Annotated in this window: 13 protein-coding genes; 1 reads left to right on the forward strand and 12 read right to left on the reverse strand. The window is 68.4% G+C overall.

Going from position 1 to position 13,539, the window contains the following annotated elements; translation table 11 throughout:
• Positions 1 to 115: 115 nt before the first annotated feature.
• From G6N07_RS12705 to G6N07_RS12740, 8 genes are read right to left on the reverse strand one after another with little or no spacing between them, the layout of a single operon-like run.
• Positions 116 to 1,504 (reverse strand): NADH-quinone oxidoreductase subunit N, encoded by a 1,389-nt coding sequence (locus tag G6N07_RS12705; RefSeq protein ID WP_085189970.1) that lies wholly within the window; start codon positions 1,502 to 1,504, stop codon positions 116 to 118.
• Positions 1,505 to 1,525: 21 nt separating this feature from the next.
• Entirely contained in the window at positions 1,526 to 3,016 is a 1,491-nt protein-coding gene (locus tag G6N07_RS12710) for a complex I subunit 4 family protein (RefSeq protein ID WP_085189968.1), read from the reverse strand.
• A 2-nt stretch (positions 3,017 to 3,018) separates the two neighbouring features.
• Positions 3,019 to 4,947 carry a proton-conducting transporter transmembrane domain-containing protein gene (locus tag G6N07_RS12715; RefSeq protein WP_085189862.1) on the reverse strand — a complete coding sequence of 643 codons (1,929 nt, stop codon included), beginning with the start codon at positions 4,945 to 4,947 and terminating at the stop codon, positions 3,019 to 3,021.
• 4 nt (positions 4,948 to 4,951) lie between these two features.
• Positions 4,952 to 5,254, reverse strand: a complete 303-nt coding sequence (locus tag G6N07_RS12720; protein ID WP_085189860.1) for an NADH-quinone oxidoreductase subunit NuoK — start codon at positions 5,252 to 5,254, stop codon at positions 4,952 to 4,954.
• On the reverse strand, positions 5,251 to 5,826 hold the full coding sequence (locus G6N07_RS12725; RefSeq protein ID WP_085189858.1) for an NADH-quinone oxidoreductase subunit J: 576 nt from the start codon (positions 5,824 to 5,826) through the stop codon (positions 5,251 to 5,253). The genes G6N07_RS12720 and G6N07_RS12725 overlap by 4 nt, the downstream gene beginning before the upstream one ends.
• Positions 5,827 to 5,831: 5 nt before the next feature.
• Positions 5,832 to 6,755, reverse strand: coding sequence for a complex I subunit 1 family protein (locus tag G6N07_RS12730; protein ID WP_085189856.1), 924 nt, complete (start codon positions 6,753 to 6,755; stop codon positions 5,832 to 5,834).
• Positions 6,752 to 7,990: a hypothetical protein gene (locus G6N07_RS12735; protein WP_085189854.1), complete on the reverse strand. Its 1,239-nt coding sequence runs from the start codon at positions 7,988 to 7,990 to the stop codon at positions 6,752 to 6,754. Before G6N07_RS12735 ends, G6N07_RS12730 begins: the two co-directional genes overlap by 4 nt.
• On the reverse strand, positions 7,981 to 8,325 hold the full coding sequence (locus tag G6N07_RS12740; protein WP_085189851.1) for an NADH-quinone oxidoreductase subunit A: 345 nt from the start codon (positions 8,323 to 8,325) through the stop codon (positions 7,981 to 7,983). The genes G6N07_RS12735 and G6N07_RS12740 overlap by 10 nt, the downstream gene beginning before the upstream one ends.
• A gap of 248 nt (positions 8,326 to 8,573) precedes the next feature.
• Between G6N07_RS12740 and G6N07_RS12745 the strand changes: the two genes are divergently transcribed.
• Positions 8,574 to 9,200: a type II toxin-antitoxin system PemK/MazF family toxin gene (locus G6N07_RS12745; protein ID WP_085189849.1), complete on the forward strand. Its 627-nt coding sequence runs from the start codon at positions 8,574 to 8,576 to the stop codon at positions 9,198 to 9,200.
• A 79-nt stretch (positions 9,201 to 9,279) separates the two neighbouring features.
• On the opposite strand, the gene G6N07_RS12750 is transcribed toward G6N07_RS12745, so the two are convergent.
• The 4 genes from G6N07_RS12750 to G6N07_RS12765 all read right to left on the reverse strand — a co-directional run bounded on the left by G6N07_RS12750 (position 9,280) and on the right by G6N07_RS12765 (position 13,439).
• Positions 9,280 to 9,708, reverse strand: a complete 429-nt coding sequence (locus G6N07_RS12750; protein WP_085189847.1) for a CBS domain-containing protein — start codon at positions 9,706 to 9,708, stop codon at positions 9,280 to 9,282.
• 151 nt (positions 9,709 to 9,859) lie between these two features.
• Positions 9,860 to 10,699: a transglutaminase family protein gene (locus G6N07_RS12755; RefSeq protein WP_085189845.1), complete on the reverse strand. Its 840-nt coding sequence runs from the start codon at positions 10,697 to 10,699 to the stop codon at positions 9,860 to 9,862.
• A 67-nt stretch (positions 10,700 to 10,766) separates the two neighbouring features.
• Positions 10,767 to 11,741 carry an alpha-E domain-containing protein gene (locus G6N07_RS12760; protein WP_085189843.1) on the reverse strand — a complete coding sequence of 325 codons (975 nt, stop codon included), beginning with the start codon at positions 11,739 to 11,741 and terminating at the stop codon, positions 10,767 to 10,769.
• A 12-nt stretch (positions 11,742 to 11,753) separates the two neighbouring features.
• Positions 11,754 to 13,439, reverse strand: coding sequence for a circularly permuted type 2 ATP-grasp protein (locus tag G6N07_RS12765; RefSeq protein ID WP_085189966.1), 1,686 nt, complete (start codon positions 13,437 to 13,439; stop codon positions 11,754 to 11,756).
• Positions 13,440 to 13,539 lie beyond the last annotated feature (100 nt).

Raw genomic sequence — 13,539 nt, forward strand, 5'->3', positions numbered from 1 at the left:
GGCGGGCGACGGGTATGACAAGCGTATAGAGGCGGCGTCCGGACCGCACAATCGCGCAGCGCGAACCCGGCTCGTGCAGCCGAACACCGACTCCGGAGCCACCACCCGGACCCCACTATCCGGCCACCACCCTCCACACCAGTCCGGCACCAACTCCCAGCGCGAGGCTCAGGACCGCGGCACCGACGGCCGTGGCAACGGACCAGGACGTGACCGGGAACGCGTCGTCGCGTCCGTCCACCCGCTGGTAACAGGGCGCAATCCAGCGCAAGTAGTAGAAGAGGCTGATAAGGGTGTTGACGAAGACGACGACCGCCAGCCACGCCGCACCGCCGTCCCAGGCGGCGCCTGCGGTGGTCAGCTTGCCGACGAACACGGCGGTCGGCGGGGTTCCCAGCAGTCCGAGCAGTGCCACGACCAATGCCCCTGCCAGCCACGGCCGTTCGTAGGCCAGCCCACGATAGGAGCCGAGGTCCCGAAGTCCGGGCAGCGCGGTGGAGACCGCGAACGCGGCGACGTTCGTGACGGTGTAGGCGATCAGGTAGAACAGCAGCGCCGGGACGGCGAGGTCGCTGCGCCCGACGACGGCCACCGGCACCAACAGGTAACCGACCTGGCTGACCGTCGACCAGCCCAGCAGCCGCCGGGGGTCGCTCTGCCAGTAGGCGGCCAGATTGCCCAGGGTCATGCTCGCGACCGCCAGCAGCCCGATCAGCAGCGGCCAGGCGATGGTGTCGGGAAGCAGGTCGGCCAGTCGGTACAACGCGATCAACGCGCCGACCTTGGGCACGGTGGTCACGAACATCGCCACGGTGCCGGCAGCGCCCTGCGCCGCGTCGGGAATCCAGAAGTGCGCCGGCACGCCGCCGGCCTTGAACAACAGCCCCCCGAGGATTCCGATCAGACCGGCGGCGACGGCGCCGGACGGTGCGGTGCCGAGTTCGCCGGCCACCTGTGGGTACCAGGTGCCGCCCGTGACCCCGTAGAGGACGCTGACCCCCAGCAGCAGAAGGATCCCGAACAGCGCTCCGAGCAGGTAGGTCTTCATCGCCGCCTCGGCCCCGGTGGCGGTGCGGGCTAGCCCGATGAGCGCATACAGCGGAATGCTGGCGAGCAGATATCCGGCGACGAGCACGATCAGGTCGGCCGTGCCGGCGAGGACGAGCACCCCGGTGGTGGCGAACAGCAACAGTGCGTAGATCTCGCTTTCCCGTGCGGAGCCCGCGATTTCGTCACCCGCCACGGCGAGCACCGCCAGCAGGCCGACGGCGGAGGCGATGCGCGCGACGCCCGTCGCGGTGTCCACCACGAAGGTGCCGTCGAACGCCACCCCATCGGATCCGGCGAGCTGGACCGCCGCGACGACACCGGCGCCGCAGAGCGCCGCGGCGGCCACCACGCGACCCCACCACTGGCGGCGCCGCGCCAGGAACGAGCCGCCGATCAGCACCGACAGTCCCGCACCGAACACCAGCATCTCCGGCAGCATCAGCGTCAGGTGCATCCCGGTGTTGGGGTTCACCGCCTACCTCCCGACAAGGCCGATCAGCACCGCGGCGGCCGGTTCGACGGTGTCGAGCAGCACCCGGGGAACGAGGCCGATCACCACGGAAAGCGCCAACAGCATGGCAGCCGACCACATCTCGGTTCCCCGAAGGTCGACGAAACCGATTGAGCGCAGCCGAGTTTCACCGGTGAAGATGTGCTGAAAGGCGCGCAGGAACAGCGCCGCGGTGATCACGATGCCCGGCAGCGCGACCGCGGTCACCGGGGCGGCGGCGATGCTGCCGGTGAAGATCTGGAACTCGGCGATGAAGCCGGAGAAGCCGGGCAGCCCGAGGGAGGCGAACGCCCCGATCGCGAACAGGGCGGCGAGTTTCGGCGCGGGGCCGGCGAGTCCGCCGTACTCCTTGATGGCGTAGCTGCCGGTGCGCGCCTGGAACACACCCGCGAGGAGGAACAGCGCGCCGGTGATCAAGCCGTGGCTGACCATCTGAGTGACCGCGCCGCTGACGGCGACCTCGCGAGCTTGAGCGGTGTCGGCGGCGACGAGGCCGGCGGCGCCGACCGCCAGCACGATGTAGCCCATGTGGTTGACCGACGTATAGGCGATCATCCGCTTGAGGTCGTCCTGGGCCAGCGCGACCAGGGCCCCGTAGAGCACCGACACCACGCCGACGGCGATGATGCCCCAGGCCCAGTCCCGCCACGCCTCGGGCAGCATCGGCATTGCGATCCGGAGGAACCCGTACGTGCCCATCTTCAGCAGCACGCCGGCGAGCACCGCCGACCCGATCGCCGGGGCGTCGGTATGCGCGGGCGGAAGCCAGGTGTGAAACGGGAAGGTCGGCGTCTTGACGGCCAACCCCACGACGATCGCCGCCAGTACCAGACCTCCGGCAAGCGGGCGGCCCGCCAGCGGAGCGGCGGCCGCCAGTTCCACCATGTCGAACGTGTGCGGCTCGGCGCCGATGTAGAGGCCGATGAAGCCCACCAGCAAAGCCAGTGACCCCAGGAACGTGTAGAGGAAGAACTTCAGCGCCGAGCGGCCCCGGTCACCGTGACCCCATCCGGCGATGACGAAATACATCGCCACGATCGACAGGTCGAAGAACAGGAAGAACAGGATCAGGTCGGCCGCCACGAACAGGCCCAGGCTCACCGTCTGCAGGAACAGGAAAAGTGCGGCCTGGGTCCGCGGCCGATCAGTGTCGCGCAGGCTGTAGACGGCGCACGCCAGGAAAACCACCGAGGTCATCGCGACAAGCGGCAGCGACAACCCGTCGACACCGACGTGATAGCTGCTGTTGACCCCGGGAATCCAGGGGACCTGCTCCTCGAAGGCCAATGCGCCGGGCCCTGGTGCGGTGTACCGCCACCACAACACCCCGGCCAGAACCACCTCGACGGCCGTGACCGCCACCCACAGCCGACCGGCGAGCGCATCGGACACGGCAGGCACCGCCAGCAGCGTCACGGCGGCGGCCAATGGGAGAAACACGACGATGCTGAGCACGCTCACCTCACGGCAACAAGGAGTAGGACGGCGAGGACGACGGTGACCACGGCGCTCATGTAGTACTGGTGCAGCAGGCCGGTCTGCGGCTTTCGGGCCAGCTCCCCCAGCCGCCGCATCAGCGTGGCGGTTCGCTCCACCAGGCCGTCCACGTCGCGGCGATCCGCGCGCGCGGCCGCGGCAGCGGAGGCCATGGTGCCCGCGGCGGTCGCGTCCACGGCCCGATCGAGGATGTTGTGGTCGAACCCGGCGAAGACGCGCGACAGGGAAAGGGTCCGCAGCGCGACGGCGGATATCGACCGGTCGAGGACCCGGTCGTCGAATTGGGCGAGGACGCCCGCGAGCAGCATGGTGGGTGCGACCACCGACGCGTGTGCGGCCCTCTCCAAGCCCAGCCACGACGCCAACCACCTCGGCTCGGGCGCACCCCACCGCAGCACCGCGAGCACAACCACGACGGCGAGCACGGCCGAGATCATGAGCTCGAGCACCGTGGCATGTGCGGTGGGGCCGGGATCGAGGGCTTGGCCCAGCCGCGTACCTATCGGCGGCAGCGCGAGCACGCCGGTCACCGCCGCGCCCGCCGCCAGGATGGCCAGCGGTACCCGTTCAAAGAAGCTGGGCGACGATCGACGTGGCTTGCCTGGCTGGCGTTGCGCGGGCCGGCCCCAGATGACCAGCAGGATCTTGCCCGCGTACGCGGCCGACAATGCGGCCGCCGTCAGGCCCGCCAGATACAGCCATATCGAGTGTTCGCGGGCAACCGCCAACACGGCGTCCTTGGTCGCCCACAGCGACAACGGTGCAACACCCGCCAGGGCCAGGGCCGAGACGCCGGCCGTCACCCCGATCAACGGCCAGCGCCGCGCGATCCCGCGCAGCTCGGTGAGGCGCTTGCTCCCGACCAGCGACAGCCATGCACCGGCGGCCAGGAACAGGCCGGCCTTGGTGAAGGCGTGCGCGACCAACTGTGCGGCGCCGCCGCCGACCGCGGCCAGTCCGGCGGCCATCACGACGAAGCCCAGTTGCGCGGCGGTCGACGCCGCGAGCAGTTGTTTGAGGTCGCGCTGGGCGACTGCGACCGCCCCCAGCAGGACGGCGGTCGCGGCCCCCAGCCATGCGGCGGCCGTGGCTGCCCATCCGGACGCCGCGAGCAGCGGGCCCATGCGCAGCAGCAGGTAGGCGCCCATCGCGACCATCGCCGCGGAGTGCAGCAGCGCGCTCACCGGACTCGGCCCTTCCATCGCACGCGAGAGCCAGAACGAGAACGGCAGCTGCGCCGCCTTGCCCAGTGCGGCGACCAGGACGCCCGCGGCGATGGCGTGTCGCCATCCGCTCGAGGCGTCCGCCATGTCGGCCAGCGCGAGTCCCGCACCGCCGGCCAGCGCGGCGCCGCCGGCGAGGTAGAGACCGAGGTCGGCCGCGCGGGTGGTGACAAAAGCGGTCAGACCGGCCGACACCCGGTACGTCTGCCGCCATCGCCAGCCGATCAGGGCGTAGGAGGCGGCCCCCATCACTTCCCACGCCAACAGCAGCGCAGGCAGGGTGGCCGCGGTGGCGGTCAGCATCACCGCTGCGGCGAACAGGAGCATCAGGCCGTGGAAGCGACCACCCCGCACCGCGCCGTCGCCGACGGCGAAGACCAGCACCAGCAGCGTGATGACGGCGACGGCGGGCACCACGGTCGCCGACAACGCGTCGACGCTCAAGGCGAAGTCCGCACCGCCCATGAACGGCACACTGACCGTGGGCCTGCTGACGGCGACCACCCCGGCCAGCACCACCCCGACCGTGGCCGCCCCCACCGAGGTGACCGAGGCCAGGCGGTCGGCCGCGGGGCGGCGAAGGTGGTTGACCAACAACACCACCCCGGCGGCGGCGGGCAGTGCGACCAGACCCCACAGCGACCACTGCGCCAACGACGCCGTCATCGCCTCACCCGGCCAGATCCGTGGCCATGTCGGTCATGTCGGCCTGCCGGTCGCGGTGCAGCAGCGTGGCCACCGCGAACCCCATCGCCATCTCCACGGTCATCGCGGCGACGATTACCATCAGCAGCACCTGGCCCGTCGGGTGGGGCGCCAGAAACCACCAGAAGCCCGCGCCCGCGAGGATCACCGCGTTGATCATCAGCTCCAGACCCATCATCACCATGACCACGACCTGCTGGGACAGGGCACCGTACAGGCCGACGCTGAACACCGCGGCCGCCACCAGCAGCACCGTCTGCAGGGTCATCGGCCGACCCCTCCCGGTTGCGGGTCGCTGGCCGGTCGCCGTCGCAGGTCGTCGCCGAACCGGTCGTAGCGGGTGCGCCGCACGGCCAGCACCACCCCGCCGACGATGGTCGCCACCATCACGGGGCTGATGACCACCATGGCGAGCATCTTCTGGCCCATCAGCGCGTCGCCGAGCGCGGCCGTGACGTCCGCCGGCGGCGATCCGCGCCGCGGCGGCCAATCCACCAGCAGGATGCCGGTGGCCAGGAGCAGGAACGTGCCGATCGAAATGGCCAGCGACATCCGTTTGCCGTGCACCATGCTCATCGGCATCAGCGCCGGATTCATCCCCATGAACATGACCATGTAGACCGCCATCACGGCCATCTCCATGACCATCATCAAGATGACGACGACCCCGACGTAGTTCTGCTGGAGCAACAACACCGCCACCCCGACGGCGATGAAAGACGTCGCCAGGGCGTAGGTCGCCCTGGCCATCGAGTCGACGACGAATACTGCCGCGCCGGCGAGCAAGGCGGTACCGCCGGCGGCCCAGAATACGGCCCCGAAGACAATGTCCGCGAGCATGGTCGCTACCTCCAGACGGCGACGATCGCCACGATCAGGTCCTGGACCAGCACGGCAGGCAGCAGCACGAGCCAGCCGATCTCCATGAACTTGTCCGGCCGCAACAGTGGCAGTCGGCGCCGCAACCACACCAGTACCGTCAGCAGGGCAACCGTTTTCACGAGCGTCCACAACCAGTCCGGCAGCAGCGGGCCGGCGCCACCGCCGAGGAACAGAGGCACCGCGAAGGCCGACCCCGCCGCCAGTAGTGCGTACCGCCCGATCACCACCAGCAGGCGATCGGCACCGGACAACTCGGCGGCCACCCCGCCGGCGATGTCGGCTCCGAATGCCGCCGACATCGGCCCCCACACCGAAAATCCTGCCACCCCAAGGGAATAGACGGCGAACGCCACAGGCATCCACACCACGTACCACAGCCCGTGTTGCGCATCGGCCACCGTGCCGATGCGCAGACTCTCGGCGGCGATGGCGGGGGCGACCAACGCGAACATCAGCGGCAGTTCGTACCCGAGCCCCTGAGCCAGAAACCGGTACCCGCCGACGAGTGAGTGGGTCGAATTCGCGCCCCATCCCGCGAGCCACACCAGCGCCCACACGCAAACGTCCATCGCGTTGAACCACACGACGCCCACGTCGAGGTCGAAGAGCGTCCATCGGCCCAGCGGCACCACCGTCACCATCAGCAGGGCGACCGCGATCAGTCCCCCACCGCCGATCCGCCACAACACCCTGTCCGCCGCGACGGTGACCCGCCGTCGCTGCCGAAACAGCCGGGCCGATTCCGACAACGGGGCGAGGGCACGCGCGGTGACACCGTCTTCCCAGGCGGTGAAGGCACCGTCGAGTGTTGCGGCGTAGTAAGCCAGGCCGATGAGCAAGGCGGCGGCGACAATTGCCCACATTCCGGACACCGTGGTGATCGTCATGGTGCGCCGACCCCGGCGTGCAGCGACGTTTCGATACCCAAACCGGCGACGGTGAGGCGCGCCGTGGCAATGTCGAGCCCGCCGACCAGGTGTGGCAATGCCTCCGTGACGGTTCGGGTGTCGACGTGAAAGGGATTGACCATCAGCGGGTCCGACACCAGATCGCCCATGACGTCCGACCTTGTCAGCAGCCGGGTGTACGCATCGCCTTCCAGCGCGGCCGGCAGTCGTCGTCGGCCAAGCTCCTGGCGCGTCAGCAATCCGACGTCACGCAACGACCAGCGCAGCAGCACCGATCGGCGCACGGCGCGCTGGAGCTTGCCCAGCAGCCGCACCGCGTTCTCGTTCTCGTCTGCCAGCAGCAGATCCCGGCAGCGCCGTGCGATCGCGGCGCCGCGGGGCCAGCCCACCAGGGCGAGCACGTCGTGGATGTGGTCGCATTCCCGCGCCGCCCCCAACGCACCGTCGAGCGGTGACGATTCTGACCGATCGCCGGCATGCCGCGCGGCGCCGACGATCCAGGCCCGCGCCTCGGTGATGACGTCTCCGTTGATGCTGCAGCGCAACACCAGTCCGGCCGGCCAGTACGGCAGCACGGGACCCAGCCGCAGATGCAGTGCGTCCATCTCCAGCCCGTCGCGGTCCTCGGTCCCCTGCGCCAGCGCGATACCTTCCGGCGCCATGTCCATGTCCATATCGCCGTGATCCATGCCACCGTGATCCATGCCGCCGTGATCCATCTCGCCGTGTCCACCGTGATCCATGCCACCGTGATCCATGCCACCGTGATCCATGCCACCGTGATCCATGTCACCGTGATCCATGTCACCGTGATCCATGTCGCCGTGATCCATGTCGCCGTGATCGCCGTCGGCGCTGATATGGGGCCGCTGCGGTCTGCTTCGCGCGTCGGCGCGCTGGCGGTCATCATGGAGCAGTTCGGCGGCGGCGCGGTCCAATTGGGCTTCGACGTGCGAAGGGCCGGGGACGTCGATCCTGACTCTGGGCCCAGGCAGCTGATCCCAGATCCGATCGATGACAGCGGACAGTTCGGGCCCCGGCACGCCGCAGACCGCGAGAACGTCGGCGTCGGCGGCCGACAACGCATCCCGCCACCCTCGATCGAGGATGTGCCGTTGCAGGTGAGAACGCGTCACCCACTGTCCGGGCACCTCCACGGTGAGCACATGGACGCCGCGAACGGCGAGCTCGGCCAACGTCTGCCTCACACCCATCGCAGTGCGCCCTCCCGCCACGCCCACGCCACCGCGACGAACAGCGCCCCCAGGAACAGGAACATCTCGACGATAGCCTTGAGGCCCAGCTCCGCGACGACGATCGCCCACGGATACATGAACAGCATCTCGACGTCGAACGCCAGGAAAACCAGCGTCGCCGGATACCAGCGGACGTGATAGCGCGACAACGCGTGTTCCTCCGGCTGCCACCCGGATTGGTACGGCAGTGACGTTAGTGCGTTCGGGGCCACCGCGGTGAGCCGGTGCAACCCGTATACCGCCGCCGTGCCGACCACTGTCACCAACAGCATCGACGCCACGCCGGTGTACATGGCCAGCTCCCTCCGGTATCGAGGCCGCCGCGGCCGACGGGAGGCCTGGGACAAGGTTCCCCGTCGAAACCCCGGTAAACACCGCACCCCGAGACCACGGGCGAGCGTCCTCCCGAGCGCCGCGGTTCGGCTCGCGTCAGACCCCCGACATCGGCTGTGCGCGGGCCCACCGACGGGGGTTGAACTCGAGTTGCCGGGCGGGGTTCACGGTGCCGCACACGGCAGGGGGTGCGCTTCTGGCCTCACCTATGCTCGAAGACATGGCGTCGCAGTGGAGGACGTTTCAGCGGTTGGCGGAGAAGCTGGTGTTCCAAGAGGCACCCAAGGTCATCCGCCAGCTCCAGCAGTCCGAGAACCGTCCGCGCACGGTGCAGCAGGGCATCAACCAGGGTCTCAAGATCGGATTGGGTGTGGGCCTGTCGGCACTCGCGGGCGCCTCCAGTGCGGCCTCGCCCGCTATCACCGCGGGCCGCCCGGTGACGCAGAACAGCGTTCCCACCGCGCAGCGCGCCCGCAAGATCGTCTACGCACCCAACCTCGACGGGCGGGCCGACCCCGGGGAGATCGTCTGGACCTGGGTGGTCTACGAGGACGACCCGAGTCGCGGTAAGGATCGTCCCGTTCTGGTCGTCGGCCGTGATCGGCGGACGTTGCTAGGCCTGATGCTGTCGAGTCAGGACCATCACGTCGACGACCCGGACTGGGTTGCCATCGGCGCCGGCAGCTGGGACTACGATGGCCGGACCAGCTGGGTACGGTTGGACCGGGTGCTCGACGTGCCAGAGGAAGGCATTCGCCGCGAGGGCGCTATTCTCGACCGCGACCGTTTCGACGTGGTCGCCACACGACTGCGCACCGAGTACTTCTGGAGCTGAGTACTTCTGGAGCTGAGTCCTTCTGGAGCTGAGGGGCGCGGCCCCCACGATCACACATCGATCACCGCCGGGCGGTGACTCACCCTCCGCTGATGTAGGCGTGCAACCGTTCCTGTTCGGCCTGCAGCTGCTCCATCCGCGTCTTGACCACGTCGCCGATGCTCACGATCCCGGCCAGCCCGCCGTTGTCGAGCACCGGGACGTGCCGGACACGGTTGTTGGTCATCAACGCCGACATATCGTCGACGAGATCGTCCGGCGTACACGTCACCACGACGTTCGTCATGATCTCCGAGACGGGCTGACGCAGCAGATCGGCACCCCGTTCGTGCAGTCGGCGCACCACATCTCGCTCGGAGACCATCCCGACGATGCCGTCGGGCCCGACGACGACCATGGCGCCGATGTTGTGGGTGGCGAGTTCGGCCAGCAATCCGGTGACCGTGGTGGCCTCGGTGATGGTCGCCACCGCCGAGCCCTTGCTGCGCAGCACATCCGCTATTCGCATCGCCGCCTCCGCCTCGTGTGATACGGCTCACATTAGGTTAGGCCGGATTCGCCGCGATCGGAATAGCCAATCGCCTGACCCTCGGTTGTGCTGCCCGGTGACACCGTGCCGTGCGCGGCGCTCGATGCGCTTACGGCCGGCCCGGTGTACGTCAAGCCAGACGGGTGATCTCCACCACGACGTCGAGGTCGGTGGACCCCTCCCCCGAGTAGATGCCCTTGAGCGGTGACACGTCCGCGTAGTCGCGTCCGACGCCCACGCTGATGTACTGCTCGTTGATGTCGCTGTCGTTGGTGGGGTCGAAGTGCCACCAGCCCCCGGTCCAGGCCTGCACCCACGCGTGGCTCTGACCGTCGATGGTGTCGCCGATCGCCGCGTCCTTCTTCGGGTGCAGGTAGCCGGATACGTAACGGGCGGGAATTCCCATGCTCCGCAACAGGAGGAGCGACAGGTGCGCGAAGTCCTGACATACTCCCTTACCCTCGCGCAGCGCGTCAAGGCCCGATGAGTGCACGCCGGTGGTCCCCGGGACGTAGTCCAGTTCGGTGTGCACCCAGTTCGCGGCGGCGATGACCGCCTCGTACGGGTCGTGGTACTTCGCGATGCGCTGGCCGACCCGGGCGATGCGCCTGCTGTCCGGAGTGTAGTGCGATGCGGTGAGCACCTCGTCGAACCGGTCGATGACCGCCTCGGATCGCAGATCGTCCCACGTCACGGTTTCCGTGGGGCGGTCGCCGACGTCGGTCTCGACCACGGACGAGGACGTCACCTCGAGTTCGGTGTGCGGTGCGTGCAGGTCGAACGCGGTCACCGCGGTGCCCCAGTAGTCGACGTAGCGATACTGGCGGGTGGCCGGCGCCGTCTCGACCCGGTTGAGGATGACGTTCTGCCGGGTGTCCGAACGCGGCGTCAAACGGGCCTCATTGAACGACGCGGTGACCGGCGACCTGTAGGCATAGCCCGTCGCGTGCACCACCCGCATCCGCCACATCAGTGTCTCCTCTTGCTGGTCTGCTCTTCGTCCGAGGGCTCGTCGCCGCGCTCGCCACTCATCGGCCCTAGACCTCACCCTCTTCGATGACCATCGCGTTGCGACCCGCATCGGTCCACGCCACCCACGGCGCGACGTGGAAGTACTGAACCGCCAACGCTTCTCCCACGTCGCTGCACGTCTTCTGCAATCCGGCCAGCCGTTGCTCGAGCGATTCGAGCAGGACACCGGGATGCATGAACTCCAACTCGCTGCGCGCGCGGCCCAGCAGGCGTTGCGCTTCGGCCGTGGCGCCCAACCGGTTGTGCGGCCTGTTGAGCAGTTCGTCGAGATTGTGCTCGGCGAGACGCAGCGAGTAGAAGATCGACCGCGGGAACAGCCGGTCGAGCATCATGAATTCGACGACGCGGCCGGCGTCCAGCACACCCCGGTAGGTACGCAGGTAGGTGTCGTGCGCACCGGCCGAACGCAGCAGCGTGACCCACGCGGGCGACGATCCGCTGTCGCCGACGCGCGAGAGCAACAACCGGACCATCATGTCGACGCGCTCGATCGCGCGGCCGAGCACCATGAACCGGTAACCGTCGTCGCGGCTGAGCGTGGAATCGGCCAGCCCGGCGAACATGGCCGCACGGCCCTCGACGTAGGACAGGAACTCGTGCGGGCCCAAGCGTTTGGCGGCGCGTTCACGTTCGGCCAGGGCGTTATAGGTGGTGTTGAGGCACTCCCATATCTCTGTCGAGGTGACTTCACGCGCCCCACGGGCGTTTTCGCGCGCCGCAGAGATCGAGTCGACGATCGACGTACCGTCGGCACTGTCGCGGTCGAACGCGACGATGTCGGCCAGCGACCACACGTCGAGCGGATGGTCGGGCGCCTCCATGCCGAGCACCCGCAGCAGCGTCCGTGCCACCCGGTCCGGGTCGACGCTGGAATCCTCGAGCAGTTGGTGCACGGTCACGTCGAGGATGCGGGCGGTGTCGTCAGCGCGTTCGACGTAGCGTCCGATCCAGTACAGCGATTCGGCGTTGCGTGCCAACATGTCCGACAACCCCTACTGCTGCTGCTGCTGCTGCTGTTGCTGCTGCTGCAGCTGCAGCTGTTCTGCGGATTGGGCGTCGGCGCCCTTGTCGACCTTGGCGGTCTTGGTGTTCTTTTCCGCCTTGGGCAGTTGGCGCACGACCTCCGCGGCGGCGAGTTCCCGCTCGGCGGCCGACGTGCGCGACGCCAGCACCCAGGTGTCCTTCGACCCTCCGCCCTGACTGGAGTTGACCACCAGCGAGCCCTCCGGCAGTGCTACTCGGGTGAGCCCTCCTGGTAGCACCCACACGTCGTCACCGTCGTTGACCGCGAACGGTCGCAGGTCGACGTGACGGGGCGCCAGCTTTCCGCCGATCTGGGTCGGTACGGTCGACAGCTGCATCACCGGCTGGGCGATCCACCCGCGGGGGTCGTTGCGGATCTTCTTGGAGATGGTGTTGAGCTCTTTGTCCGACGCGTTCGGGCCGAACACGATGCCGTACCCGCCGGAGCCCTCGACCGGTTTGATGACCAGTTCGTTGACCCGGTCGAGCACCTCCTCGCGTTCCTCGTCGAGCCAGCAGCGGTAGGTGTCGACGTTCGCCAGCAGCGGCTTCTCACCCAGGTAGTACTCGATGATCGTCGGCACGTAGGTGTACACCAGCTTGTCGTCGCCGACGCCGTTGCCGACGGCGCTGGAGATGACGACGTTGCCGGCCCGGGCGGCGTTGAGCAGCCCGGCGACCCCGAGCACCGAATCGGGGCGGAACTGCATCGGGTCAAGGAACGCGTCGTCGATGCGGCGGTAGATGACGTCGACCTGGCGCTCACCGGCGGTGGTGCGCATGTAGACCGTGTTGTCACGGCAGAACAGGTCGCGCCCCTCGACCAGCTCCACACCCATCTGCCGGGCGAGCAGTGAGTGCTCGAAGTACGCCGAGTTGTAGACCCCCGGTGTCAGCACCACGACCGTCGGGTCGGCCTCGTTGGAGGCGGCCGCGTTGCGCAGGGCCCGCAACAGGTGTGAGGCGTAGTCGTCGACCGCGCGTACCCGGTGGGTGGCGAACAGGTTGGGAAACACCCGCGCCATGGTGCGGCGGTTCTCCATCACATAGGACACCCCGGACGGGGACCGCAGATTGTCCTCGAGGACCCGGAAGCTGCCGTGTTCGTCACGGATCAGGTCGATGCCTGCAACGTGGATGCGCACACCGTTGGGCGGGCTGATGCCCACCGCCTCGCGGTGGAAATGCTCACAGGACGTGACAAGCCGGCGCGGGATGACGCCGTCGCGAAGGATGTGTTGTTCGCCGTAGATGTCGTCGAGATAGGCCTCGAGTGCGCGCACCCGCTGCGTGATACCGCGCTCCAACCGCGTCCACTCGGTGGCGGAGATCACCCGCGGCACGAGGTCCAGCGGCAGTGGCCGCTCCTGGCCGGACAGTGAGAACGTGATCCCCTGGTTGATAAACGCCCGGTCCAGCGCATCGGCGCGCGCCTGGAGGTCCGAGGCGTCCGCGGGCTCGAGTTCGGCGAAGATGCCCTTGTAGGGGCCCCGCACGTTGCCTTGGGGATCGAACATCTCGTCGAAGGCCTTGTCGTAGGCCCCGACGCTGTTGTAGCCGTCGAAGATTCCTGCGTGCCTCTTGGTCCGCGCACCGTTGGTGCGGGAGGATCGGCTGGATTCGGTCGGCAGGGTGCGCAGGCTCACCCATGACACTTTGCCCCACACCGGGCATTTAGGCAGGTTAGCGGGCTCACTTTGGTCGATTCAGTGCCTCGCTGGTAACCTGGACAATCGCTGCCCGCCGTGTCGGCGC

The organism is Mycolicibacterium doricum, from assembly GCF_010728155.1.
In the GTDB taxonomy this organism is placed as follows: domain Bacteria; phylum Actinomycetota; class Actinomycetes; order Mycobacteriales; family Mycobacteriaceae; genus Mycobacterium; species Mycobacterium doricum.